This is a genomic window from Amorphus suaedae, from assembly GCF_053629675.1.
This window is the reverse complement of the sequence record NZ_JBRJIT010000001.1, coordinates 173,446-199,290: the sequence shown is the minus strand read 5'-3', so window position 1 is coordinate 199,290 and position 25,845 is coordinate 173,446. Positions and strand designations below refer to the sequence as shown.

Below are 25,845 nucleotides of genomic sequence, written 5' to 3'. Positions count from 1 at the left end.
AGACGCCAGTTTGTCCCGCTTCTGGCACACATTTCGCGGCTTGGCGACATCCTTTCTTCATGGAAGGGGGGCCGCCCGCGCCCTTGATGGGCCCCTCGGGTGCCCTCGCCCGCCGGTCGGCGCGAATGCCGCACCGAATTTTCACGTCCACGGATCATCGGGGGTTGCGTCGGGGCTGGCGCCTGCGGATGAAGATGCCATACGCGCCCGTCCCGCCGGACGGGCCGTACGTCCCGCCCTGCCCCGAACTCCATGCGAAGGCGCCATGCACCGATCCCTAGCGGCCCTGCTCGGTCTGGCTGCGGTCCTCGTCGGACTGGCCGTCTTCTATCGCGGCGCCCAGGAGCCGGCGACGACCGACTACGCGTTCGGCTGCGACCCGTTCGGCTATTCCCGTCAGGCCCAGCTGTTCCGGGACGAAGGCCTGGTGGACGGGCTCGACACACGCATGCCGGATCGCGAGGCGCCGTTCCTGATCGACCTCGCACCCCGGGTGGGCATAGACGCCGTGCGCTATTCCGAGATGCTGGCGCCCCACTGCCACCACTACGAGCCGAAGACCGACGCGGTGATCCTCCAGTACCCGCCGGGCACGGGCTTCCTGCTGTCGCTTCTGCCCGCCGACCGTCAGGTCGACATGCTGTACGTCGCCTCGCTGGCGCTGCTGGTGCTGTGTTTCGGCCTCTACGCGGTGGCCGCGCTGCCATCCTGGGGTCTTGCCGCCGGTATGGTCGGCAGTCTCGCCGTCGCCGGCGCGACGATCTCCAATTCCGCCCTCATGGTGAGCTATTCCGCGCCCACGACGCTGGGGCTCACGGCGCTTGCCGCGCTTCTCGTCATGGCCGGCCTCCCGGCCGGACGGACGCCCCGCTGGTGGGCGGGCGCCCTCCTCGGCCTGCTGTCGGCGCTCATGATCTCCGTCCGCATTCCCAACGCCTTCATCCTGGCCGGGCTTGCCGCCTTCATCGTGCTGGAAACCGAACCCTGGAAGCGCGCGCGGCTCGCCGGCGCCGTCCTCTACATGGCAAGCGGGCTGGTCGCCTTCGCCGTCGGCCTGGTGCCGCTGCTGGCCGCCAACCGGATCAACGCCGGCGGCATCCTGAACACGACCTACGGTGCCGCCGATTCGGCGGGCGCCCATCTCGGCCTCACGCTGATTTCCAGCAACCTGTTCTACTATTTCGTGGAAACCCCCGCCTGGCCGATCACCGTCGCGGCGGTCGCCGCGCTGGCCATGGGCATCTTCAAGGCGCGCATGGGGCGGGAGAGCATTGCCGGACGACGGCTTCGTGCCGGCGTCGTCGGCGGCGGCCTGCCCTTTCTCATCTCGGTGGCGTTCTTCGCCACCCACGAGGTGCGGGCTTCCTACTATCTGGTGCCCAGCGCCTTCTTCTGCCTGGCCATGTGCCTGTTCGGCGTCGTGGAGGCATATGGCGGCCGCCCCTTCAACCGCGCCGGCGTCGTCTCGGTCACGGTCGTCGTGGCGGTGTTGGCCGCCCTCCAGGTGTCGCAGCTGCCGCGGCGTCCATACTCCTTCAACGCGCCCGCCGAGGTGCTCGACAAGAACGCCATCGTGTGGGCCGACCGGGCCGGCAGCACGCTCTATTACTATCTCGGAAAATACTCCGGAAAGATCCCGTTCGGCTGGGACTGCGAGCAGAACGCCATCATCAACGGCGTCTCGCAGGCCGGCCGGACCCAGTATTTCATCGTGGACAGCGAGGCGATGAACCGCCTCACCACGCGCCTCCAGCACGAGGACCTGCTGGAGTGGGCTGGAATCCTGGTGGCACTGAAGCCCTACGCCATCTATCGCATGAAGCCTGGCGGGAAGCTGAACGCCTGCTGAGCCAGGCGCGGGCACGCGGCACGGGCCGCGCGCCCTCCGTCTTCGACGGCGCCGTCCAGCCCCGCGAGCACCGGCCTCAGCGCCGGCGCCAGGTCTTCCGCGATCAGCCTGGCCGGGCCGCCATCCCCGCCGCGCCGTGCATCCACACGCCCATCGATCCGGCCTCGTACGCACGGACCGCCTTGGCCAGCAGTCCGGTCATTGTACCGACAGACCGGACGGCCGCTCGGCGCAAGCTCTGTGCAAGCCGGCGCTCCCATGGTCCCGCGAGCATTTCCGCCCGGCGCCTGGGATCACAGACCGATGACCAAACTCAAAATCACACATCAATTGCTTGCCGTGTTCTTCGTCCTGACCATCGTGTCGGTCGTCGGCGGCGCGACGATCTATTTTGCAAATCGCTCCCTCAACCGGAGCATCGGCTGGACGGTGCACACCTACAACGTCCTCAGCCAGGCGGATAAGATCCTGCAAGGCATGATCGACCAGGAAACGGGGCTGCGCGGCTATATGATCACCGCAAACCCGGCGAACCTCGATCCCTACAAGTCCGGCAAAGCGGAATTCGAGGCGGCGCTCGCCTCGGCCACCGAGCTGACCAGCGACAACCCGGCTCAGCAGGAGCGGATGGCCAGCCTGAAAGAAGCCGTCGAGCTCTGGCGGAAAGACGTCGCCGACGAGGCCATCGCGCTGATGAGCGACCCGGCCACATACGAAGCAGCGCGCGGCATCGAACGGCGGGGCGAGGGCAAAGCCCATTTCGACCAGATACGGTCGACGCTCGCCGACTTCACCGCCGCCGAGGCATCGCTCCTGGGCGTACGCGAGGCCGAGCAGGCCCGGACCAAGCAGACGATCGACCTCGTGCTGGCGGCGACGATCGCCATCAATCTGCTGCTGACGATCTTCGCGGGCTTCTTCGTCCACCGTCGCATCGGCAACCCGATCCGCCGCAACACCGAGATCATGAACGCACTGCGCGACGGCAAGTACGACGTCGAGATCAACCGCGTGGAGCGGTCTGACGAGATTGGCGAAATGACGACCGCGCTGATCCGGTTCCGCGACGAGATGGTGGAGGCGACGGAGCTGCGCAAGCGCGAGGAGGCTGCCCGCGCGGAGGCTGCCAGGTCGGCACACTCACGCGCCGAGCTGGCCGAAAGCTTCGGCAATCGGATGCTCAAGTTCGTGACCTCGTTTACCGAATCGTCCGCAGGCGTCGCCGACGCGGCGCGCGGCCTGTCGGCGGCCGCCGAACAGACCACCCGGCAGGCGGAGGCCGTCTCGGGTGCTGCGGAATCCGCCTCGGCCAACGTCCAAACCGCTGCAGCCGGCACGGAGGAGCTTGCCGCCTCGATCTTTGCGATCACCGAACAGGTGGCGACCGCCAACAAGGTTGCGGAGGAGGCCGTGAGGGGAGCCGAGCAGAGCTCCAGCTACGTGCAGAAGCTTGCGACCGCCGCGCAGCAGATCGGGGAAGTCGTCGATCTCATCACCAACATCGCCTCGCAGACAAACCTGCTTGCGCTGAACGCCACCATCGAGGCCGCGCGGGCAGGCGAAGCCGGCAAGGGCTTCGCGGTCGTCGCAGCCGAGGTCAAAGGCCTCGCCGAGCAGACCACCAAGGCAACCGACGAGATCGGCCACAAGATCGGCGAGATTCAGGGGGCGACGACCACCACCGTCGGCCACATGCAGGAGATCATCCAGACGATCATGTCGATCCAGGAATCCTCCCGCACGATCGCCGACGCGATCGCCCAGCAGCGGGCCGCGACCGACGAGATCGCGTCGAACACCCACCTTGCCGCAACCAGCACCGTGGACGTGACGAACAACATCGCCGGCGTCAGCAGCGCTGCCGAAATGACCGGCAAATCGTCCGTCGAGCTGCTTCGCCTCTCCGGCGACGTGGCCCTGCAGTCGGAGGATCTGCGCAGCGAGGTCGACGGCTTCGTCACCGCTCTCAGGGCGGCCTCGTAACGCCGAGCCGCGCCAGCAGGGCGGCCCAAGGACCCGCCCGACGGGCGGCCTCGCTTCGGCGGGGCCGCCCTGTCACCGATTGGGTATGCGTGCAGGGCGAACCTGCCATGGTCGATGCCGCTGGTGTCGCCAAGTCCAATCGACACCAAGCGACAGACCAAAATTACCAGAGGCAGGGCTCACGATCCGCAAATCGACGGAACGGCTCACGCCCACGCCGATCCGGGAACCTAATGCCGGCGCCGGCAAGCCTCGGCCTTTTCCCTGGTTCGCGGAACTCGAGGACCGGGCTTCACGCTGTCTCTCTTCACGCGGCTCCGTCAGCCGTCAGCCCCAGCCGCTTCGACGGCGGCGACCAGCCGGGCGATCACCGGCCTCAGTGCTGGCGCCAGATCCTCCGCGATCAACCCCGGCCCGGCCGCCGTCCCCGCCTCGCCGTGCATCCACACGGCCATGGATGCGGCCTCGAACGCCGGCACCGACTGGGCCAGCAGGCCGGTCACGATGCCGGCGAGCACATCGCCGGACCCGGCCGTTGCCAACCACGCCGGCGCATTGTCGGCGATCGACGCACGGCCATCGGGCGCAGCCACCACGGTGTCCGCGCCCTTGAGGAGCACCACGGCCCCACTCCGCTCGGCCGCCGCCCGCACGCGGTCCAGCTTCGAGGGCGCGTCGGCATCCGCGTCGGCCGCGGCCGGCGGCAGGTCCGGGAACAGGCGGGCGAACTCTCCCTCGTGCGGCGTCAGCACCACCGGGCGGTTCGGACGGGCGCGGATCGCCGCGAACAGCCGCTCCGGCGATGTTTCGAAACTGGTGAGCGCATCGGCATCGAACACGGCGGCCCGTTCGCCGTCTAGAATCGCCTCCACCGAAGCGGCGGTCCCCTCGCCCACTCCGGCGCCGGGCCCGATCAGCACGGCGTTCAGGCGGGCGTCGCCCAGCATCTCCGACAGTCCGCCTGCGCCATCCACCGAACGCAGCATCACCGCGGTGACGTGCGCGGCGTTGACGGCCAGCGCGTTCGGCGGCGAGGCCACCGTCACCAGCCCGGCGCCCGCCCGCAGCGCCGCGCCGGCGGCAAGCCGTGCCGCCCCTGTCTGGGTGATCGGCCCGGAGACGACGACCGCGTGGCCGCGCGCGTACTTGTGGGCATTGCCCGCCGGCGGATGCCAAGACGTTGCCCAAAGTCCGGGCACGTTACGAAAGGCCGCAGGCTGGATCAGATCCAGCGACTCCGGCGGAATGCCGATGTCGGCGACGCCGACGTCGCCGCAGCGGCTGCGCCCGGGCAGCAGAAGGTGTCCCGGTTTCAGCCGAAAGAAGGTCACGGTCGCGTCCGCCTCGATTGCCGCCCCCAGCACCCTCCCGGATTTGCCCGAGACGCCGCTCGGCAGGTCGACGGCCACGATGTCGGCGCCCGACCGGTTGATCGCCTCGACGAGGGCGGCTCCCGCACCGTCGATCGGCCGCGCCAGCCCGGCGCCGAACAGCGCGTCCACGATCAGATCCCCCGAGACCGCCTCCGGGTCGGCGGGCTCGACCGCTCCGGCCCAGGCAGCGGCGGCTCCGGCGGCGTCGCCCGCCAGTCTTTCGCGATCCCCGAGCAGCATCAGCCGGACCCGGTAGCCGAAGCGCGCAAGCACCGTGGCCGCGACGAATCCATCGCCGCCGTTGTTGCCGGGGCCGGCCGCGACCAGCACCCGCGCGCCCGGCGCATGGCGCGCCATCACCGCATCGGCGACAGCGCGGCCCGCCCGGTCCATCAGCACGGCCCCCGGGGTCCCGGCGTCGATCGCGAAGGCGTCCGCTCGGCCCATCTCGGCCGGTGTCAGAAGCTCGATCACGGGCGTCTCCCTTGCTGTCTCCGCGGCCCACTCTACACGCCGCAAGATATGCGCAATCTGCGCATTTTGCGTGCATAATGCCTGCGAATTAGGCATCCTCGATCGATCCGCGTTTGCCACTATGGACGGAGCCTGCGCGGCGTGCGAACAAACGGAATGTCAGCGCGGGCGCGGTGATCGGTGCACCCGCACCAGTTTCGCGTCGGGCGGTTTTGACGATTTGACCCCAGTGTCTGCCAACCCAGGCGGCGGGCGTCTATCCACATGGCACGGGCTGTGCTTTAGCCACCGTGGATCGGCCGTGCCGGTTTGTTTTGGAGCCACGGAAAGGGAGGCGATGAAGAAGATCGAGGCGATCATCAAGCCCTTCAAGCTCGATGAAGTGAAGGAGGCTCTCCAGGAGGTTGGTCTTCAGGGAATTACGGTGACGGAGGCCAAGGGCTTCGGTCGCCAGAAGGGTCACACCGAGCTGTATCGAGGGGCGGAGTACGTGGTCGACTTTCTGCCCAAGGTGAAGGTCGAGATCGTGCTGACCGACGAGCTGGTCGACAAGGCTGTCGACGCCATCCGGAATGCGGCTCAGACCGGCCGGATCGGCGACGGCAAGATCTTCGTCTCGAACGTCGAAGATGCTATCCGCATCCGCACCGGTGAGACCGGTATCGACGCCATCTGATTCCGCCCGTCTCTCGGCGCGGTCGCCAGTTCCCCAGAGTTCGTTTATCCGGGTCTAACCCACAGGATCTAAGGAAGTTATTCATGAGCACAGCCCAGGACGTTCTGCAGTCGATCAAGGACAAGGACGTTAAATTCCTCGACCTGCGCTTCACCGATCCGCGCGGCAAGATGCAGCACGTGACGATGGACGTGAGCATCGTCGATGAAGATCTGTTCGCCGACGGCACGATGTTCGACGGCTCCTCGATCGCCGGCTGGAAGGCCATCAACGAGTCCGACATGATCCTCATGCCGGATCCGGAGACGGCCCACATCGACCCGTTCTTCGCTCAGACGACGATGGCGGTGTTCTGCGACATCCTCGAGCCGTCGACCGGCGAGGGCTACAACCGCGATCCGCGCTCCACGGCGAAGAAGGCGGAAGCCTACGTGAAGTCCGGCGGCTTCGGCGACACCATCACGATGGGCCCGGAAGCCGAGTTCTTCGTGTTCGACGACGTGCGCTTCTCCACCGAGCCCTACGACACCGGCTTCGCGCTCGACTCCATCGAGCTGCCGTCCAACATGGGCACGGAATACGAGACCGGTAACCTCGGCCATCGTCCGCGCACCAAGGGTGGCTACTTCCCGGTGCCGCCGATCGACTCCGCCCAGGACATGCGCTCCGAGATGCTCTCGGTCATGACCGAGATGGGCGTCGCGGTCGAAAAGCACCACCACGAGGTGGCGGCCGCCCAGCACGAGCTCGGCCTCAAGTTCTCGACGCTGACGCTGATCGCCGACCACATGCAGATCTACAAGTACGTCGTGCACCAGGTCGCCAACGCCTACGGCAAGTCGGCGACGTTCATGCCGAAGCCGGTGTTCGGTGACAACGGAACCGGCATGCACGTGCATCAGTCGATCTGGAAGGACGGCAAGCCGATGTTCGCCGGCGACCTGTACGCCGACCTCTCGGAAAGCTGCCTGTTCTACATCGGCGGCATCCTGAAGCACGCCAAGGCGCTCAACGCCTTCACCAACCCGTCGACGAACTCCTACAAGCGTCTCGTCCCGGGCTATGAGGCTCCGGTGCTGCTCGCCTACTCGGCGCGCAACCGTTCGGCGTCCTGCCGTATCCCGATCTCGTCCTCGCCGAAGGGCAAGCGTCTCGAGGTCCGCTTCCCGGATCCGTCCGCCAACCCGTACCTCGCCTACGCGGCGATGTGCATGGCCGGTCTCGACGGCATCAAGAACAAGATCCACCCGGGCGACCCGATGGACAAGGATCTGTACGACCTGCCGCCGGAAGAGCTGAAGGAAATCCCGACCGTCTGCGGTTCGCTCCGCGAAGCGCTCGAGGCCGTCGATGCCGACCGCGACTTCCTGAAGGCCGGCGGCGTGTTCGACGACGATCAGATCGATGCCTACATCGAGCTGAAGATGGAAGAGAACATCCGCTACGAGATGATGCCGCACCCGGTCGAGTTCGACATGTACTACTCGGTCTGATCGGCCTTTCCGGAGGGCCTCCCTCCGGTCTCCGCCTGTCGCGAAACCCCGGCCCTCTCGGCCGGGGTTTTTCGTTGGGAGAGATCGCGACGGCAGCCCTTGCCTTCTGGCCGGGACGAACGGACAAGAGGACGATCTCGCCACCCGCCCGCACAGCGGCGGATCCGTGACACCGCGCCGCTCTTTCGGGTGTATCCGCCCGGTCCCAGGATCACCCGTCCGGCCGGCGCGCCCGTTGGCATTCGCCTGACTTCCCCCTGAGCGGACGCAGCACCCCGCATGTTCCTCGACGAAGCCACCCTCTTCACCCTGGTCATGGCGCTGGCGATCGATGCCGCCGTGGGCGAGCCGCAATGGCTGTGGAGCCGCTGGCCGCATCCGGTGGTCGTCGTCGGCCGGATGATCGGCTGGCTCGACCGCACCCTCAACGACGACCGGCTCTCCGACGTCAGTCGCAGGCGGCGCGGGGTCATCGCGGTCGCCGCCCTGGTGATGGGTGCCCTGATCGCCGGAAGCGCTCTGGAGGGCCTCCTGGCGCTCCTGCCGTTCGGCTGGCTGCTGACCGCCGCCGTCGCCTCCATCTTCATCGCCCAGCGGAGCCTCTACGACCACGTCCTGGCGGTGCAGAGATGGCTGGCCGCCGGCGACCTCGCCGGCGCCCGTCGCGCGGTGTCGATGATCGTCGGTCGCGATCCGGCCCGCCTCGACGCGTCGGGCGTTGCCCGCGCCGCGATCGAATCGACGGCGGAGAACGCGTCCGACGGCGTCATCGCGCCGGCCTTCTGGTTCGCCGTGCTCGGGCTGCCGGGCCTCGTCGCCTACAAGGTGATCAATACGGCGGATTCGATGATCGGCCACCGGTCCCCGCGCTACCTCGCGTTCGGATGGGCGGCTGCCCGGCTCGACGACCTGGTGAACCTCGCCCCCGCCCGCCTGAGCGGCATCCTGTTCGCGCTCGCCGCGCCCGCAGTCGGGGGGCGGATCGGAACGGCCTTCGCCATCATGCGGCGCGACGCCCGCCGCCATCGCTCCCCGAATGCCGGCTGGCCGGAGGCCGCCGCAGCAGGCGCGCTCGGCATCGCGCTCGCCGGCCCCCGCTTCTACGCCAGCGGTCCGGTCGACGATCCGTTCCTCAACCCGGAAGGACGGCGCGATCCGGGTGCGCGCGACATCGCGCGCGCACTGCGGCTGTTCGTGGCGATGTGCGCACTTCAGGCTGCGCTTTACGCGCTTCTGGCGTTCATCGCGTAACGCCGCGCGCGATCGCCAGAATGGCGTCCGCATCGAGGCAGGCTTCCAGGTGGACGGCCAGTTCGTCGAGGGTGCGCTCCACCGCCGCCTCATAGGCAAGGTCGCTGTGCGCATCGTATGCGCGGAGAAACTGCGCACGGAACGCGTCGTGCGCGAAAAGCCCGTGCACGTAGGTGCCGCAGATCCTCCCATCGCCGGACACCGCGCCTTCCGCGACACCTTCGATCTCAAGGAACGGCCGCGCGCAGTCCGCGCCGCGCGTGCGTCCCATGTGGATCTCGTAGCCGCTGACACGCGCACCCGTCTCCGGATGCGTGCCGCCGACCAGGCGGGTGGTCTTGTCGCCTGCAAGCACCGTTTCGACGTCCAGAAGCCCGAGCCCCTCGACCGTGCCGGGCGGGCCTTCGATCCCGTCGGGATCCGCGATCGTCCGGCCCAGCATCTGGTAGCCGCCGCACAGGCCGATCACCCGCCCGCCCCGGCGGACGTGGGCGCGGATGTCGATGTCCCAGCCGGCGACCCGCAGCGCGGCCAGGTCGGCGACGGTCGACTTGGAGCCGGTGAGGATCACCAGGTCGGTGTCCCCCGGCATCGCCTCGCCAGGCTGCAGCAGCCGCACGGAGACGCCCGGCTCCTGGGCAAGCGGATCGAGATCGTCGAAGTTGGCGATGCGCGGCAGGCGCGGCACGACGACCTTCAACGCGCCCGACCGGTGGGCACCTCCATCGAGATCCAGCGCGTCCTCGGCCGGCAGGGTGGCCGCGCCGGGAAAGTACGGCACGACCCCCAGCGGCGCCCAGGAGGTGCGCCGCGCGATCTCCGCCATGCCGTCGTCGAACAGCGAAACATCCCCCCGGAACTTGTTGACGATGAAGCCTTTTATGCGATCGCGCTCAGCCACGGGAAGCACCGCATGCGTTCCCACAAGATTGGCGATCACCCCGCCCCGGTCGATGTCGGCAACGACCACGACGGGAATGTTCGCCGCTTCGGCGAAGCCCATGTTGGCGATGTCACCGGCGCGCAGGTTGATCTCGGCGGGGCTGCCCGCCCCCTCCACGATCACCAGGTCGGCGCCCGTGGAGACGCGCTCGAAACTCTCCAGCACCCGCGGCAGAAGCGTCGTTCGGAGTGACTGATATTCACGAGCGCGCGCGGTGGTCAGCCGCCGTCCCTGGACGATCACCTGGGCGCCGATGTCGGTCTCCGGCTTGAGGAGGACCGGGTTGAAGTCGACGGACGTCTCGACCCGGCAGGCCCGCGCCTGGAGCGCCTGGGCACGGCCGATTTCGCCCCCGTCGGCGGTGGCCGCGGCGTTGTTCGACATGTTCTGCGGCTTGAACGGCCGCACAGCGAGACCCTTGTTGGCGAACAGCCGACAGAGGCCGGCCACGACCAGCGACTTGCCGACGTTCGAACCGGTCCCCTGCACCATGACGGCCGCGGCCCGCCCCGGCGTCGGCGTCTTATCGATGCTGTCCGTCACGCCCCGCCCACTTTCCCGGTTCCCGTTTCCCATCGACGCTTTCGGATGTCCCGTTGTCGGTCAAAGGAACCTTTCGCCGCCTCTCGCATTTCCTGAACTCGTGATGCGCCATCGCCCGACGGGTCGGACGCACCGAAAAAGAGCAGTCCATTTCGAAGGAGTGAAGCGTGAAAGCCCTGATGATCATCGCAGTTCTGGCCGTGAGCCTTGCCGGCTGCAACTCCTATTCGACCCGCGATCGCGCGCTCGGCGGTGCTGCCCTCGGCGCCGGCACGGGTGCCGCGGTTGGCGCGATTGCCGGTGGCAGCACCGGTGCTGCGCTTGGCGGTGCCGCGATCGGCGCCGGCGCCGGTGCGCTGGCGGGCGTTGCGACGGCTCCGAAGGCGTGCCGCGACGCTTACGGCCGCGCGGTTACCTGCCCGTAAGCTCCACGCTTGCCCAAATGACAGAAGACCGGTCGCCCTCTCGGCGGCCGGTTTTTTTGTGTCCGGTCTCCGCGATCGGCCGATTGAAGAGCGGGATTCCATCCGTTTCCAACAAAAGTTCTGGCCTGGGCGCGCGAAATGGCGATCATTCGCGGCGTCAATCGCAAACGGCATGACCGGAATCGCTCCGACATGCTGCAACCAGAACCAGGAAACCTGCCCGTGAAAGTCGCGATCATTGTTGCCACGCTGGCGCTCGCCCTTGCCTCCTGCAACTCATCCTCGACGACCGACCGCGCCCTCGTGGGCGGTGCGCTCGGCGCCGGCACGGGTGCGATCATCGGCGGCGTTGCCGGCGGCAGCGCCGGCGCGGCACTCGCGGGCGGTGTGATCGGCGGCGCAGCCGGCGCCATCGTCGGCGGCGCGACCACGCCGAAGAACTGCCGCGATCGCTATGGCCGCGCGGTCCGCTGCCCGTAGCCTTTTGCAGCCGCCCGGCTCTCGCTGACATGAGCGGGGGCCGGGTTTCGGTCGACGCTCTTCCGGAACCTGCGGATACCGGCCGTTCTCCCGCACGCGACGGACGGGCTAGAACTCGATTCCCTGCTGCGGCTTCACGCCGGAGCGGAACGGGTGCTTGATCATCGTCATGTCGGTGACGAGATCGGCCGCCTCGATCAGTTCATCCTTGGCGTTGCGGCCGGTGACGATGACGTGGACGTCGTCGGGCCGCTCCTTGCTCAGAAACTCAACGACCTCCTCGATGGGCAGATAATCGTAGCGGAGCACGATGTTGAGCTCGTCGAGCAACACCATCCGGTACTCGCCCGAGGTGATCATCTCCTTCGCCGCCTCCCAGGCCGCCCGGGCAGCCTGGATGTCGCGTTGACGGTCCTGGGTCTCCCAGGTGAAGCCCTCGCCCATCCGCTTGACCGTGACCAGCTCAGGGAAACGGTCGAGGGCGGCGCGCTCGCCGGTCTCGATCCGGCCCTTGATGAACTGGACGACACCCACCCGGAAGCCGTGCCCCAGTGCCCGGAACACCATCCCGAAGCCGGCGGTCGACTTCCCCTTGCCCTTGCCGGTGTTGACGATCAGAAGCCCCTTCTCGATCGTCTTGGTGGCCAGGATCTTGTCGCGCGCCGCCTTCTTCTTCCGCATCTTGTCGGCATGGCGGGCGTCGAGTTCCTCGTCGCTCAGACCTTCCTTCACGTGACGTCCTCCCTGAGAGCCGGTGCGGCACGGCCGGGTTCCGCCCAGCCGGCCAGTCGATCGTAGGCGCTGTTCGCCCGCGGCGACCAGAGGCCGCGGTCGATCGCTTCCCTGAGACGCGCCGCCATCTCGGCCAGCGCGTGCGGATTTTTCTCCTCGACAAACGCCCGTACGTCCTCATCGTCGAGGTAGGCGTCGAACAGCTGGTCGAAGTGGTGATCGGACACGGCGTTGGTCGTCGCCGCGAACGCGAACAGATAGTCCACCGTTGCCGCCATCTCGAAAGCGCCCTTGTAGCCATGGCGCATCATGCCGGCGATCCACTTCGGATTGGCGGCCCGGCCCCGGACCACCCGGCCGATTTCCTCCGACAGCGTCCGCGCCACCGGGCGTTCGGGACGGCTGGTGTCCACGTGGAGGCTGACGGGAGCCGCTCCCGAGAGCGTTTCCACCGCCGCCGCCATGCCGCCCTCGAACTGGTAGTAGTCATCGGAATCGAGGATGTCGTGTTCGCGGTTGTCCTGGGCCTGCAGCACCGCATCGGTGCGACCGAGCTGGGTCTCGAAGCGGTCGCGCGCCGTGGCGCCCTCGACGCCTGCGCCATAAGCATAGCCGCCCCAGGACAGGAACACGTCGGCCAGCTCGCCGCGGGTCTCCCACAGACCGCTGTCGATGGGCGCCTGCAGGCCGGCGCCATAGGCCCCCGGCATCGAACCGAACACCCGGTAGCCAGCTTCCCGCGCAGCCTCCGCGGTGCTCCGCCCCTCGGCCGCCAGCGCCGCCGCGTCGGTCCGCATCCGCTCGGCGGTGGGGTTCTGGTCGGCCGGTTCGTCGAGCGCGCCGATGGCGCGGACGGCCTGGTCGAACAGGGCGATCTGGTTCGGGAAGGCATCGCGGAAGAAGCCGGAGACCCGGAGGGTGACGTCGACGCGGGGCCGCTTGAGGGCCGAAAGCGGCAGGATCTCGAATCCGGTCACGCGGCCAGACGCTCCCTCCCAGGTCGGCTTCGCCCCGATCAGCGCCAGCGCCTGGGCGATGTCGTCGCCGCCGGTGCGCATGTTCGCGGTCCCCCAGCAGGTGAACGCGATGGCCCGTGGCCAGTCGCCCTCCTCCATGACGTAGCGCTCGACCACCCGCTCGGCCGCCTTCGCGCCGATCCGCCACGCCGCCTCGGTCGGCACGGCGCGCACGTCGACGGAGAAGAAGTTGCGCCCCGTTGGGAGCACGTCGATCCGACCCCGCGTCGGCGCGCCGGACGGCCCCGGCGCCACGAAGCGCCCGTCGAGGGCACGGAGCACGGCGGCGATCTCGTCTGCGCCCGATCGGTCGAGCGCCGGCGCGACACGGCCGGAAAGCACATCGAGCACCGCGCGCGTGGCCGACCAGCCGGATGCCGGCTCCCGGTCGCCCGCAATCAGCGCCGCCGACAGGAGCTCGATCCGCTCGATGGTGTCACCCGCCGTCCTCCAGAGCGCATCTGAGACCTCGGCGAGCGCCTCGGGACGCGCCGCGTCCCACGGTTCCGCCATGCCGGCCTCCAGCGGGTCGAAGCCCTCGAGGCCAAGGTCGGCGGCAAGGGCGCGCGATAGCGAGGCAGCCTCGGCGCCCTCGCCGCGCGGGATACGGGCGATGGCGGCCAGCGTGTCGGTGCGCAAACGGCCCCCCGGCGACTGCCCCAGGATGTGCAGGCCGTCGCGGATCTGCAGTTCCTTCAGGTCGCAGATGTGGGCATCGAGGGCGACCAGGGCGGCTTCCGGATCGGCGGCGAAATCCACACCGATGTCGCGGTCGAAGCCACGCGCGATGGCCAGATCGACGATGTCGCGGCGGAGCACGTCGGCCCGGCGCGGATCGACGGCATCCGCCAGCGAGAACTCGTCGAGGAGATTTTCCAGCGTTTCGGCGGCGCCATGGCTTTCGGCCCGCGTCATCGCCGGCGTCAGATGGTCGACGATGACGGAGGCGGTCCGCCGCTTGGCCTGGCTGCCTTCGCCGGGATCGTTGACGATGAACGGGTAGACGGTCGGCAACGGGCCGAGCGCGACCTCGGGAAAGCACGACGCCGACAGCGCCAGCGCCTTGCCCGGCAGCCATTCCAGATTGCCGTGCTTGCCGACCTCGACGACCGCGTCCGCGGCGAACGCCTCGCGCAGCCAGCAATGGAAGGCGAGATAGGCGTGGGTCGGCGGCAGATCGGGGTCGTGATAGGTCGCCTTGGGGTCGCGGTCGTAGCCGCGCGCCGGCTGGATGGCGACCACGACATTGCCGAGAACATGGACGGCGAGCCGGAACGCGCCATCCACGAGCGAGGGGTCCGTGGCGGGATCGCCCCACTTCGCAACGACCTTTTCCCTCGCATCCTCAGGGAGTTGCGCGAAGAAACTGAGATAGGCTTCGAGTGAGAGCCTCACACCGCCGGTGCGATCGCCCGAGCCGGGCGCGTTGGTGGGTCCGGCCGTCAGCCGCTCCATCAAGGCGTCGCTGGTCGGCGGTGAATCTTCGACCCGGTAGCCGGCGGCTCTCATTGCATCGAGGAGCGCGACCGTCGAGGCCGGCGTGTCGAGACCGACGCCGTTGGCCAGCCGCCCGTCGCGGGTCGGGTAGTTGGCGAGCACCAGGGCGATCCGGCGCTCCGCCGCCGGGGTGCGGCGAAGCCTGGCCCAGCGCGCGGCGAGGTCGGCGACGAAATCGACACGGTCGGCCACGGGAACGGGGCGCACCGGACGCCACTCGGTGCGCGGGTCGACTGGCGCCTCCTCCTTGAAGGAAATGGCGCGGGTGAGGATCCGACCGTCGATCTCGGTCGTCACCACGTTCATGGCGAGGTCGCGGATGCCGAGGCCGCGCGTGCTCTCCAGCCAGCCGTCGCGGGACGAGCCGCCCTGGACGACCTGCAGAACCGGCGCACCGGTCCGGTCCAGCGCGGTGCCGGCGTAGGCATCGCCGATGCCGGCGGCGGAGAACACGGTGGAGGTGAGCACGACCGCCGGATCGGTGGCGGCGAGTGCGGCCGCCACCACCTCGGCAGGGGCACCGTCGCGCAGGCTGGAGGCGAACATCGGCAGCGGATTGAGACCGCGCGCGACGAGCGCTTCCACCAGCGCATCGGAGGGCGCGGTGGCGCCGTCCTGGAGGTGGGCCCGGTAGAAGACCAGGGCGGCGACGGGGGCGCCGGGATCGCGCCAGTTCGCCCGCACACGGTCGAAGCCGACGGCGCCCTCGCCCGGCCAGTAGCAGCCGGCCAGCGGGATCGGCTGCGGTTCGGGCGGGCGCTCGGCCCGGCCGAGGAGATGGGCGGCGAAGCGCAGCGCATGCGCGCGGTTGCGGGCGCCGCCCTCCACGCAGTAGCGCCAGAAGGTGCGGGCGTCGTCCTCGCCGACGGTGCCAAGCTTCGCCAGCGCCTCCGACCAGCGCGCCTCGCCCGGCACGATCGCCAGCTGCACGCCGCGCTGGCGGGCGAGCGTTTCCAGGGCGTCGACGCCGTGGGGCCAGTAGGCGGTGCCACCGAGCAGCCGCACGATGACGAGCTTCGCGTGCCGGAAGGTCTTCTCCAGCGCCAGGTCCACCGACAGCGGGTGGGCCAACGTGACAAGGCTGGCCAGCCGCAGGCTCGGAAAGTCGTCGGGCAGCGCCTCGGCGGCTTCGGCGAACGCCGACAGCTCGGAATCGGCAGCCGACAGGATGACGATCTCGGCCGGCGTCAGGTCGAGATCGACCGCCTCGTCGGCGCTTTCGATACCGGAGGAGCGGGCCGCGAGAAGATGCATCAGGCCGACGCGGGCGCCATCAGCCCTTCGACCGCGCTCCGATCCATGTCGTGCGCGCCGATCACCACGACCCCGCCGGCCGCCTCGCCCGGACGGCCGAACCAGGTCTCGACGCGGGGCCCGACGGCCTGGACCACCAGCGGCGCCGGACGGCCGGCAACGGCGAGCCGCCCCTTCACGCGCAGCACATCGTCGCGGCCGACGATCGCCTCCACCCAGGCGCGGGCGCCGTCGACGTCGGCGAAGGCGGGCGGCATGACCACGAAGGAATCGAAATCGTCGTGCTCGTGGTCGTGATCGACCCCATGATGGCCGGCGCGCGCGGCGACGTCCTCCTCGGCGGCGGCGACGATGCCGAACAGCACGTCGACCGGAACGTCGCCGGCGCGACCCTCGACGGTCTGCACGCCGGCGCGGATGCGGCCGGAGACCTGGTCTCGCACGGCCGCGAGCGACGCCGCGTCGACGAGGTCGGTCTTGGTGAGCACCACGAGATCGGCGCAGGTGAGCTGGTCCTCGAACAGCTCCTCGATCGGGCTTTCGTGATCGAGCGCCGGGTCGGCCCGTCGGCGCGCCTCGACGGCAGCGAGATCGGAGGCGAGCCGGCCTTCCGACAGCGCGTGGGCATCGACCAGCGTCACCACGCCGTCGACGGTGACTCGGGTCTTGACGGTCGGCCAGGCGAACGCGCCGACCAGCGGCTGCGGCAGCGCCAGCCCCGAGGTCTCGATGACGATGTGGTCCGGCGGCACGGCCCGGTCCAGCAGCGCCTCGATGGCGGGCAGGAAGTCGTCGGCCACCGTGCAGCAGATGCAGCCGTTGGTGAGCTCGATGACGTCCTCGTCGGCGCAGTCCGGATCGACGCACTCGGCGACCAGGCCGCCGTCGAAGCCGAGGTCGCCGAACTCGTTGACAATGACGGCGATGCGCTTGCCGTCGGTGCGTTCCAGCAGGCGGCGGATCAGGGTCGTCTTGCCCGCCCCGAGGAAGCCGGTGACGATGGTGGCGGGGATGCGGGGTGCGAGGGTCAAAGCACGATCTCCGGGGATGGGGATTTGGGAAGGACGAGCGCGCGGCCGGCGACCACCAGGACGACATGGTCCATGGCGGCGGCCAGGCGCTGGTTCATGCGACCGTGGTGGTCGCGAAAGGCACGCGCGAGCGCGTTGGCCGGCACGATGCCGCTGCCGACCTCGTTGCTGACGACGACGACGGGGCCCGGCAGGCGGGCAAGCGTCTCGGCGAGGATGCCGACCGCGCGATCTGGTTCGGTGCCGGCTTCCAGGAGGTTCGACAGCCACAGCGTGGCGCAATCGAGAAGGATCGCGGTGTCGGGCCCGGAGGCCTCGAGCAACGCCTCCGCAAGCTCCAGCGGCGCGTCGACGGTGCGCCAGTGATCGCCGCGACGGGCGCGATGGTGCGCGATGCGGTCGGCCATCTCGCCGTCGCGCGCGGGTCCGGCGGTGGCGACGTAGACGGGGGTGCGGCCGGAAGCCTCGACGAGGGATTCCGCGTAGGTGCTCTTGCCGGAGCGTGCGCCGCCGAGCACCAGCACCGATTTGGCCGTCGCGCTCATCGGCCGCCTGCGCGCCAGGGACGCAGCGGCATGGAAGCGGCGAGGCGCCGGCACGCACGGGCACCGCCCGCATAGGGGGCGCGGGGGCCGGGTCGAGCACGGAAAGTGGGGCCGGACAGCGCCGGATCAGACATAGCGGGCCTCCATGAGCCGTCCACCCGACGGCCCGGGATGAAGTCGTGCGCGCTCGGCCGGTCTCCTGGCTCGCGGGTCACGACCCCTCCTCCGCCTTCCCGGTTTCCCAGTGGCTGGCGGTCGGGACCGCCGAGGAGAAAGGGCTCGCCGCTTACAGTTGCGGGGGCAGCTGCGGCTTCGCGCGCCCGACAGGCGCCGCTCACCGCATTCCCGAAGAGCCGACGGACAGGCCGTCCGCTCACCGAAGCACCCGCCGACCATGCAAGAAATGCGGCGGCCATGCAATCGGGCAGCGCCGATCGGCCGGTTCAGCCTTGGGCGGTACTCAGCGATCCGCCGCGGGGCGCTCGGCTCCGGGTCCGGGCTTCGGTCTGCCGGCGAACGGCCGCTTCCGCCCCCACCACACCTCGGTGCGGCGCCGCAGGCGGCGCATGACGGGGCTGTCGACGGAGAGCACGATCACCCCGAGCGGCAGCATCCAGAACCCCAGGATCGGCAGGAAGCCGAGCACGCCGCCGAGAATCAGCGCGACGCCGAGCCCAACGCGCACCGGCCGCGAGCGCGGCAGGGGAAAGCGTCTGCGCCCGAGCCTGATCTCTGCCATCGATCCCTCATTCTCTCCAAAACCCACGCGGCGGCATGCGCCGACGTGCTCATTCCCATGCCGTCCCGGCCCACGGGGCTTTTCGCGGGCCCGAAATCCGGGCGCCGGACTTGCATCCACAGCCGGAGCGCCAACATGTAGATGGGCGGGCTTGGCAACGCCGGGAAGGCTTGATATAGCCAGCCTCCTAACGAAAGACGTGGCCCTGTTCCTCGGTAGCTCAGTGGTAGAGCAATCGGCTGTTAACCGATCGGTCGCTGGTTCGAATCCGGCCCGGGGAGCCACCTCTTCGTTCTAGGCGTCGAGTGATCTTCAGACCTCCGCCTGTCCGCCTCCCCTCCGAACCGCGTATGACACCGACCTGCGGCTGATGCCTTGGCGACCGCTGGTCGTCTGTGCATCGGGTGCCGTCCGGGCGGCCGTGCTCCTCCAGACTTTTTCACCGTCCAGCGGAACCCGGCCGGTAGGCAATGCGTTGTCACTTCCACCGTTGCGGCGGATGAGGCAGCCCGCATCGGGCGCACACCACAAAGGTGGTGGCTCAAGTGCCCCTTAGCCTCTCTGGCGGGTCTATCCGTCACGATCCGCGTCCCGCCGCCGCGACGAGGAGCGGCCGCCTCGCTCTCCCATGGCGAGCGAACGGCCATAACGGCCGGAAAAGGCCGGGTGATCAAAAAGGAGGATCTGCCATGAAAGCACGTCAGAAGATCGGCGATGTGGCGAGCGTCGCCGTCGACGGCAGCCTGAGGACGGGGCGGATCACCGCGCTGGATGCGCGTGATGCGTCGCTCGTCCTTGCGGACGGTCGGACGGTCACGCGCCCGCGCGCGGCGCTCAAGGCGGTCCGCCCGTTCAGGCAGGCCATGCGGGGCGGACGGGAACTGGCGAAGCGGGACGGCCCGACCCTTGATTGGAGCCGCGGCCCGGGCAAGCGTCGCGCCGGCTGGCGATAGACCGCCGCGCGCCTAGCCCCTGTGCCTGCTCACTGCAATCGCGCTCGCCGACCACTCGGCGAGCTTGCATTGCTCCCGACGCTTCCCTCACATGGGGTGAACCGGGAGGGGGAATGCACAGGCTGATCGTTACCTTCGTCTGCGTGACGGCATTGGGCGCGGCTGCGGTTCCGCAGGTCAGTGCTGCCGGCATCTCCGGGTTTGCCCCCGCGTCAGAAAGCGCCCGCGGGCCAGCGGCAGATCAGGTCGCGGCGAAGCGCAGTTGCAAGGCGGTTTCGAGCTGCCGGGAAGCCGTGCAGATGTGGTGCGACGGCTACAAACGCGCCGACGCCGACAACGACGGCATCCCGTGCGAAAACATCTGTCATTCCAAGAAGGAGGTCGACGCGATCCGGGCCGAGATCGGCTGTTGAACGGATGGTCGGGGTGATGCCTCAGCCAGTGCGGTGCGCTCGCAACTCCTCGCCGTCCAGCCAGCGATGCCGACCCGACGCCACCAGATGCCCGGTTTGCCACAAGGCGGCGATGATGCGGCTGCTTCCCGTTGCGGCGACCATTTCGGTTCAGATCGACCCGGTCAGAATGCCGAGCAAGTGGCCAAAGCACTCACTCTCGAGCGATCCGCGATCGACCAGCCGTCCTGAGTTGCTCTGAACCCCGCCCGGCATGCTGCCCGCTCATTTCGGTTTGCCGATACCGGTAAAGTCTGGAGTACGCCTTTCTCCAAAGGCACGCATGGCCTCTTCCACCTCCGGGCCGCCGACAAGACCGGCCTGGGCATCACGCTCTGCATCGAGTTGGGCATCGAAGCCGTTGACGAACGCGCGATCCACCAGCCGGCGCGTCGCGACCTGACCGCTGAGAGGGCCGGCGGCGAGCCGCAGGGCCAATTCCATGGCGGTAGCCTGCAGGACGTCGTCGGCGACCACATCCCAGATCATGCCAAGGCCTGCGGCTTTCTCGGCGGAAATCCGCTCGCCGAGCAGCGCCACGCCGAGGGCCCGCGCGCGCCCGAGATGATGAGCGAGCTGCCAGGACGTGCCCAGGTCGGGCACCAGCCCGAGCTTGGAGGTAAACGTCAGAAGGAAGCCTGCCGAGCGCGCCGCGATCGTGACGTCGCCGGCAAGGGCAAGGCCCACCCCACCACCGGCAGCGATCCCGTTCACCGCAGTGACAATGGGGAAAGGAGCATTGCGGATGTCGCGGATCAGCGCATGCATGAGGCTGTCGAGCACCTCGGCACAGGCAGCGCCCCTCTTCTCCGGTGGGAGGTGATTGCCCATCATGGGATCGGACAGGTCCGCGCCGGAGGAGAACGTCCCCTCCGTCCCTGTCAGCACCATCGCCCGCACGTCGTCGGTCTCAACGAAGCCGGCGATTGCCGCCCGCAGTTCTTCGAACGTGCGACGGCGCAGCGCGTTCTTCGTCTCCGGCCGGGCGATTGCAACCACGCCGACTCCGTCACGGACGCTGATCTCCAGATCGCCCTGGTCCATTCGGTTACGCTCCAAACTTGGACGACCCGCGCCCGTCTTCATCCCGCCGGCACCTTGCCGGCGAGCAGCACCCGTCGATCGGGAGCCGCTGCGAAGAGCGCCTCCAGCTCCTGTGGGCGATTTTCCACGATCCGGCGGGCATTGAGCGAGCCCTTGTCGGACACCTCGCCTTGCTCCGGCGAGGGTGGCGACGCCTGCAGGATCGCCCGTCCGACGAACGTCGACGATCCGGTGGCTCGCCCGGCGAGATCGTCGAGAACCGACTGGAAATGATCCCGGACCAATGGGTTCGACGCCGCCAGCTCGTGCGAGGAAACCCGGCCGCCGGTGAGCGCGCCACAGGCATCCGGCGCGAGGAACACGATTGCCCCGACGCCGTCCTTCCCCTCCCCGACCAGAACGACGTCCTGGGCCGCCAGTCCGGCACGGGCAAGAAAGGCTTCTCGCAGTCCGCCGACGTTGACCCACGTTCCGGTGGAGAGCTTGAAATCCTCCGCCAGCCGACCGTCGAAGCGCAGGCCCCGGCCTGGATCATCCGACAACGGCGCGAGCGCGTCGCCGCTGCAATAGTACCCCTCGTCGTCGAAGGCCGCGCGTGTCAGCTCCGGCTCCCGCCAGTAGCCGGGCATGACGTTCGGGCCCTTGACCCTCGCCTCGTATTTTCCCTGCGACGGGACCAGCTTCAGGGTGACGCCGGGAAGTGGCAGGCCGGCGAGCCCCGTGGTTTCGCTCGGCCAGTTGGCGATCAGGGAAAACGGCGCGGTCTCCGTCGCCCCGTAGGCGCTCATCACCGGGGTTCGGAAGCCGACAGCTCCGACGGACAGGCGGTCGAAGGCTTCGAGGACGGGATCGGACAGGGCCGCGCCCGAGTAGAACACAAACTCGACGGAGCCGAAGAAACGTCGGGCAAAGGCCGGATCGTCGCGGAGATAGACGATCAGTTCGGCGAGCCCCTTCGGTACGGTGAAGTATGCTGTCGGCGCGACGTCCTTGAGGGAGTCGACGGTGATCGCCATGCCCTCGGCGGTCGGCTTGCCCGGATCGACATAGAGGCTACCGCCGAGATACGGGACCATCCCGAGGATCTGGTTGCCGCCGGACGTATGGTGCCAGGGCAGCCAGTCGACGAGAACCGGCGGCCGCCCGGCAACGAACGGAAGCGCCTGGGCGAACATCTGCTGCGCGCTCGTCAGCATCCGATGGGTGTTGATCACGCCCTTAGGCACTCCGGTCGAGCCCGACGTGAACAGGATCTTGGCCACCGTGTCCGGGCGGATGGCATCCGCGGCGCGCCCGACCGCAGCGCTCACCGGCGTTGCGAGAAGGGTCGAGAAGGGTGTCGCGTCGCCATTCCCCGGATTCGAAGCCACAACCTCGCACCCGGTCGGAGCCGCACCGGCGATCGCCTCCGCATAGGAGGCGATGTCGTCGCAGAAGATCAAACCGGGCGTCAGCTTCGCGAGGACATGGGCAAGCTTGGCCTGACCGCCGGCAAGGAGGGAATAGGCAGGATTCACCGGCGCATAGGGTATGCCGACATGCTGGGCGGCATAGGCGAGCACCGCGTGGTCGATGCCGGCGCCCGATAGGATCGCGATGGGGGTTTCCGACGTCAGACCCCGCGCCAGCAGCGCGGCCCCAACACACTGGATTGCCTGGGCCGCCTCGCCATAGGTCAGCCGGCGCCACCCGCGCGTTCCGGCACGCCGTTCCGCAATGAAAACCCGGTCGGGAAAATGCCGGCCTCCCTCGAGCAGCCGCGCTGTCAGGCACGTGGGATAGGTCTCCAGCGGCTGGCGCGACCGAAGCAGCGTCGCGCCATCGGGACGGGTCTCCGCGTCGACATCGATGACCGCAAGATCCAACGGACGGAATGGCGCGAACGTTGCGTCAGAATCGAGCATGCCGCACCGTCGACGCCGGCGCCCGACCGTCGGAACGGCATCCGTTGGTCACACGTCGCATGAGAGTGCATCGCATGGGGTCCTCCCGAGATATTTTTATTAACACATTTATTAATTGATCCCCCCGCCTCGCCGCAACTTGATTCTGTTCCCGGCATGCGGGAGAAGTTCTGACATGTAGAAACGGTGATAGAACGAAATGGCCAAGACGAAATCGGCGAAGAAGTCGACGCACCCTCAACTAACCAAAGAACAAGTCGCCGAAGCTCTTCCGCTGTCGATCGTGAGGGCGCGTGAGACCGTCATGAGTTGTTTCCGGACATTGCTGCGCAAGTACGGCCTGACGGAGCCGCAGTGGCGAGTCATCTGGACGATCGAATCCCTAGATGAGGTCGAGATGACGGAATTGTCGCGCATGACGGCGCTGCTGTTTCCGTCGCTGTCACGAATCGTGCGGGAGCTCGAGCAACGCGACTACATCAAGCGCCGCCCCGACCCGACTGACATGCGCCGGATGCTGATCTCGCTCAACGAACGGGGGGCCGCGCTTTTCGAGCTTGTTGCGCCCGAATGCCGCGCGGTCTATCGCGGCATCCGCGATGCCATGGGCACCGAGAAGCTGCACCAGCTGCAGTCGCTGCTCGTCGAGCTGGACGAGCGTGTCTCCACCATGGTCGTGCCCACGCCCAAGAGCGTTGGGTTGCCCGACCAGCTCTCCCCCGCCGTACAGCCGAAGACACGCGGCCGCCCCCGCAAGATGGCCGCCGAAGAATAGACCTGCTCCCTCGTCGCAGCCCACGCACTCCTGAGACCCACGACCACGAGACGGTGGTCCTGTGCACCCGATCGAGCGCTCGGGAAAGTGTGCTTGCGTTGATATTTAACATGTTTAATGATATGTATGTCTCAAATGGTCGGGCATACACCGCGAGATCGGATCCGGGCGAGGCAGCGATGCTGGCCACGGAGCTAAACCGATCCGATGACCTGCCCTGGGAGGGGACGCATGAAAGCCTGTCTCACGCAGCCGCTGAAGCGCGCGGCGCTGGTCAACCGCAACGGGGCGGCGACAATTGATGGCGCGCGTCGTCGGACCTGGGCGGAGGTGATCGACCGGGTTCCCCGCGCTGCCGGTGCGCTGCAGTCGCTCGGAATCGCGCCGGGTGAGCGCATCGCCCTTCTGGCGCTGAACGGCGACCGCTACTTCGAACTCCAGTTCGCCATCCCCTGGGCGGGTGCGGCACTCGTCCCGATCAACACCCGGTTGTCAGCCAACGAAGTCGCCGATGTCCTGCGGGATTCCGGCGCCGTTGCGCTGGTGGTCGACGATAGCCAGCGCGAGACAGTTGCCGCCCTCGGTGAGCTGACGGCCAACATGAAGGCGGTCATCAGCCTGTCGGAGACGCCGGCCGACGACTGGCTCGGCTACGAGGAGCTGGTGGCGAAAAGCGCGCCGATCCCGGATGCGATGCGCGGCGGCCAGGACATGGCGGGCATCTTCTACACCGGCGGCAGCTCCGGCCGATCGAAGGGCGTGGTGCTTACCCACGACAACCTCTCGACCAATGCGCTCAATGCGGTCGCCCTGATCGGCTACGACCGCACCAGCACCTATCTCCATGCCGCACCGATGTTCCACCTGACCGACGGCATGTCGACCTACTCGCTGACGATGGCGGGCGGCACCCACGTCTTCGTCCCGCGCTTCGACGCCCGCAGGTGCCTGGAGCTGATCGAGCGCCACAAGGTTACCCACATCTGCCTGGTGCCGACCATGATCGAGATGCTGGTGAAGCAGGCCGAGAGCGAGCCTTTCGACGCCTCCTCGCTGAAACAGATCCAGTTCGGCGCCGCCCCCATGCCCGAGGCGACGCTTGCGCGTGCGGTCGCGCTCTGGCCGGACCTGCTGTTCCTGCATGGCTGGGGCATGACGGAGATCTCGCCGCTCGGCATGCTGATGCCGTTCGAATGGCGGGATCCCAAGACCGCCGGCGAGCGACTGAAGTCGTGCGGCATGCCCGTCTACAACGAGGAGGCGCGGATCGTCGATCCGCTGGGCAACGAGTGTCCGCCGGGCGTCGTCGGCGAGCTCGCGGTGCGCGGCCCCATGGTGATGAAGGAATACTGGAACCTGCCAGAGGAAACCGCCAAGGCGCTGCGCGACGGCTGGATGCACTCCGGCGACGCCGCCTACGTCGACGAAGACGGCTTCTTCTACATCGTCGATCGCATCAAGGACATGATCATCACCGGCGGCGAAAACGTCTACTCGCTCGAGGTGGAGAACGTGATCGGTCAGATGGAGGGCGTCCAGCAGGTGGCCGTGATCGGCGTGCCCGAACCGTTCTGGGGCGAAACCGTCCACGCCGTCGTCGTCCCCAAGGAGGGAGCGGAACTGACGGCGGACGATGTGATCGAATTCTGCAAGGCCCGGATCGCCCGCTACAAGAGCCCGCGCTCGGTGGAATTCCGCCCCGCCCTGCCCGTCACCGGCGCCGGCAAGATTTCCAAGAAGACGCTGCGCGAGGACCGCGTGGCCACGGCAGACGCCACGCGAGATACGGAGAAGACCCGGTGAATATCGTCCCCCCAAAGCTCGAATTCGCCTTCCGGATCCGTCTGAAGCTCGGGATACGGCAGAAGATCGGCGAGATCCCGTCGGGTGGCGTGCGCGGGTTCGTGGCGGCGGCCGGCGGCGAGATCGAAGGCCCGCGCCTCAACGGGCGTGTCGTGCCCAATTCCGGCGCGGACTGGGCGCTCTACCGGCCCGACCACACGGTCGCATTCACCGCCCACTACATGCTCGAAGCCGACGATGGCACGGCGATCTACATGCGCAACGTCGGCTACCGCCATGCGCCGCCGGAAACCGCGCGCAAGATGGAGGCGCTCGAGCCGGTCGACCCGGACGCCTACTACATGCGGCTCGCGCCCACCTTCGACACCCCGATCGGACCGCACGACTGGCTCACCCGCACGGTGATCATCGGACGCGCCGAACGCCAGGCCGACCATTCGGTCTTCGACTACTTCGCCGTTCTGTGACGCGCCTTCCCCCTTGGTGCCCTCCGTACCAAGGGGCCCACGCGATCGACCGAGACCACCTTCGCCATAAGATAATTAACGCGTTCAATAATTCAGGGTGACGATCAGAATCGCCCGTTCAAAGCCTTCAACAGGAAAATCAG

At 68.3% G+C, this 25,845-nt stretch carries 21 protein-coding genes, 1 tRNA gene and 1 riboswitch; of the genes, 13 read left to right on the top strand and 9 right to left on the bottom strand.

Going from position 1 to position 25,845, the window contains the following annotated elements; all coding sequences use genetic code 11:
- Window positions 1–265: 265 nt before the first annotated feature.
- Both AB7M35_RS00865 and AB7M35_RS00860 read left to right on the top strand, forming a co-directional pair.
- Window positions 266–1,849 (top strand): hypothetical protein, encoded by a 1,584-nt coding sequence (locus tag AB7M35_RS00865; RefSeq protein WP_453956466.1) that lies wholly within the window; start codon window positions 266–268, stop codon window positions 1,847–1,849.
- 303 nt (window positions 1,850–2,152) lie between these two features.
- A complete protein-coding gene (locus tag AB7M35_RS00860; RefSeq protein ID WP_453956464.1) occupies window positions 2,153–3,832 on the top strand; it encodes a methyl-accepting chemotaxis protein in 1,680 nt (559 codons plus the stop codon).
- A gap of 320 nt (window positions 3,833–4,152) precedes the next feature.
- Here the strand turns inward: AB7M35_RS00860 and AB7M35_RS00855 are convergent, their stop codons facing one another.
- On the bottom strand, window positions 4,153–5,676 hold the full coding sequence (locus AB7M35_RS00855; RefSeq protein ID WP_453960549.1) for an NAD(P)H-hydrate dehydratase: 1,524 nt from the start codon (window positions 5,674–5,676) through the stop codon (window positions 4,153–4,155).
- 340 nt (window positions 5,677–6,016) lie between these two features.
- On the opposite strand from AB7M35_RS00855, the gene AB7M35_RS00850 reads away from it, so the two are divergent.
- From AB7M35_RS00850 to cbiB, 3 genes are all read left to right on the top strand, one after another.
- Window positions 6,017–6,355 (top strand): P-II family nitrogen regulator, encoded by a 339-nt coding sequence (locus AB7M35_RS00850; RefSeq protein WP_453956462.1) that lies wholly within the window; start codon window positions 6,017–6,019, stop codon window positions 6,353–6,355.
- An 83-nt stretch (window positions 6,356–6,438) separates the two neighbouring features.
- Entirely contained in the window at window positions 6,439–7,848 is a 1,410-nt protein-coding gene (glnA, locus tag AB7M35_RS00845; protein WP_453956460.1) for a type I glutamate--ammonia ligase, read from the top strand.
- Window positions 7,849–8,127: 279 nt separating this feature from the next.
- A complete protein-coding gene (cbiB, locus tag AB7M35_RS00840) occupies window positions 8,128–9,099 on the top strand; it encodes an adenosylcobinamide-phosphate synthase CbiB (protein ID WP_453956458.1) in 972 nt (323 codons plus the stop codon).
- Here the strand turns inward: cbiB and AB7M35_RS00835 are convergent.
- Complete coding sequence (locus AB7M35_RS00835) at window positions 9,089–10,534, bottom strand: cobyric acid synthase (protein WP_453960547.1); 1,446 nt, start codon at window positions 10,532–10,534, stop codon at window positions 9,089–9,091. The two genes, cbiB and AB7M35_RS00835, sit on opposite strands and share 11 nt — an antisense overlap.
- A gap of 218 nt (window positions 10,535–10,752) precedes the next feature.
- Between AB7M35_RS00835 and AB7M35_RS00830 the strand changes: the two genes are divergently transcribed.
- Together AB7M35_RS00830 and AB7M35_RS00825 are read left to right on the top strand one after the other, a co-directional pair.
- The gene (locus AB7M35_RS00830) at window positions 10,753–11,010 is read left to right on the top strand and encodes a bacteriocin (RefSeq protein WP_453956456.1); all 258 of its coding nucleotides are present in this window, start codon (window positions 10,753–10,755) and stop codon (window positions 11,008–11,010) included.
- Between the two features lie 138 nt (window positions 11,011–11,148).
- On the top strand, window positions 11,149–11,490 hold the full coding sequence (locus AB7M35_RS00825) for a bacteriocin (RefSeq protein ID WP_453956455.1): 342 nt from the start codon (window positions 11,149–11,151) through the stop codon (window positions 11,488–11,490).
- 108 nt (window positions 11,491–11,598) lie between these two features.
- Here the strand turns inward: AB7M35_RS00825 and cobO are convergent, their stop codons facing one another.
- The 5 genes from cobO to AB7M35_RS00800 form a co-directional block, all read right to left on the bottom strand.
- Window positions 11,599–12,222: a cob(I)yrinic acid a,c-diamide adenosyltransferase gene (gene cobO / locus AB7M35_RS00820; protein ID WP_453956454.1), complete on the bottom strand. Its 624-nt coding sequence runs from the start codon at window positions 12,220–12,222 to the stop codon at window positions 11,599–11,601.
- The gene (gene cobN / locus AB7M35_RS00815) at window positions 12,219–15,989 is read right to left on the bottom strand and encodes a cobaltochelatase subunit CobN (protein ID WP_453956452.1); all 3,771 of its coding nucleotides are present in this window, start codon (window positions 15,987–15,989) and stop codon (window positions 12,219–12,221) included. Before cobN ends, cobO begins: the two co-directional genes overlap by 4 nt.
- A complete protein-coding gene (cobW, locus tag AB7M35_RS00810) occupies window positions 15,989–17,020 on the bottom strand; it encodes a cobalamin biosynthesis protein CobW (RefSeq protein WP_453956450.1) in 1,032 nt (343 codons plus the stop codon). The genes cobN and cobW overlap by 1 nt, the downstream gene beginning before the upstream one ends.
- Complete coding sequence (gene cobU, locus AB7M35_RS00805; RefSeq protein ID WP_453956449.1) at window positions 17,017–17,565, bottom strand: bifunctional adenosylcobinamide kinase/adenosylcobinamide-phosphate guanylyltransferase; 549 nt, start codon at window positions 17,563–17,565, stop codon at window positions 17,017–17,019. The genes cobW and cobU overlap by 4 nt, the downstream gene beginning before the upstream one ends.
- Before the next feature lie 172 nt (window positions 17,566–17,737).
- Window positions 17,738–17,973, bottom strand: a riboswitch (cobalamin riboswitch).
- Between the two features lie 52 nt (window positions 17,974–18,025).
- Window positions 18,026–18,304 carry a hypothetical protein gene (locus AB7M35_RS00800; RefSeq protein ID WP_453956447.1) on the bottom strand — a complete coding sequence of 93 codons (279 nt, stop codon included), beginning with the start codon at window positions 18,302–18,304 and terminating at the stop codon, window positions 18,026–18,028.
- Between the two features lie 209 nt (window positions 18,305–18,513).
- Between AB7M35_RS00800 and AB7M35_RS00795 the strand changes: the two genes are divergently transcribed.
- From AB7M35_RS00795 to AB7M35_RS00785, 3 genes are all read left to right on the top strand, one after another.
- Window positions 18,514–18,588: transfer RNA gene (locus AB7M35_RS00795), tRNA-Asn, on the top strand.
- Window positions 18,589–18,993: 405 nt separating this feature from the next.
- Complete coding sequence (locus tag AB7M35_RS00790; protein WP_453956446.1) at window positions 18,994–19,257, top strand: hypothetical protein; 264 nt, start codon at window positions 18,994–18,996, stop codon at window positions 19,255–19,257.
- A gap of 113 nt (window positions 19,258–19,370) precedes the next feature.
- Complete coding sequence (locus tag AB7M35_RS00785) at window positions 19,371–19,670, top strand: excalibur calcium-binding domain-containing protein (RefSeq protein ID WP_453956444.1); 300 nt, start codon at window positions 19,371–19,373, stop codon at window positions 19,668–19,670.
- Window positions 19,671–19,934: 264 nt separating this feature from the next.
- On the opposite strand, the gene AB7M35_RS00780 is transcribed toward AB7M35_RS00785, so the two are convergent.
- Complete coding sequence (locus tag AB7M35_RS00780) at window positions 19,935–20,753, bottom strand: enoyl-CoA hydratase-related protein (RefSeq protein ID WP_453956443.1); 819 nt, start codon at window positions 20,751–20,753, stop codon at window positions 19,935–19,937.
- Window positions 20,754–20,791: 38 nt separating this feature from the next.
- Entirely contained in the window at window positions 20,792–22,657 is a 1,866-nt protein-coding gene (locus AB7M35_RS00775; RefSeq protein ID WP_453956441.1) for a feruloyl-CoA synthase, read from the bottom strand.
- A gap of 199 nt (window positions 22,658–22,856) precedes the next feature.
- On the opposite strand from AB7M35_RS00775, the gene hpaR reads away from it, so the two are divergent.
- The 3 genes from hpaR to AB7M35_RS00760 all read left to right on the top strand — a co-directional run bounded on the left by hpaR (window position 22,857) and on the right by AB7M35_RS00760 (window position 25,702).
- Window positions 22,857–23,432, top strand: coding sequence for a homoprotocatechuate degradation operon regulator HpaR (hpaR, locus tag AB7M35_RS00770; RefSeq protein ID WP_453956439.1), 576 nt, complete (start codon window positions 22,857–22,859; stop codon window positions 23,430–23,432).
- A gap of 231 nt (window positions 23,433–23,663) precedes the next feature.
- Window positions 23,664–25,235, top strand: a complete 1,572-nt coding sequence (locus AB7M35_RS00765; protein WP_453956437.1) for a class I adenylate-forming enzyme family protein — start codon at window positions 23,664–23,666, stop codon at window positions 25,233–25,235.
- The gene (locus tag AB7M35_RS00760) at window positions 25,232–25,702 is read left to right on the top strand and encodes a DUF3237 domain-containing protein (protein ID WP_453956436.1); all 471 of its coding nucleotides are present in this window, start codon (window positions 25,232–25,234) and stop codon (window positions 25,700–25,702) included. Before AB7M35_RS00765 ends, AB7M35_RS00760 begins: the two co-directional genes overlap by 4 nt.
- The last annotated feature ends 143 nt before the right edge of the window (window positions 25,703–25,845 follow it).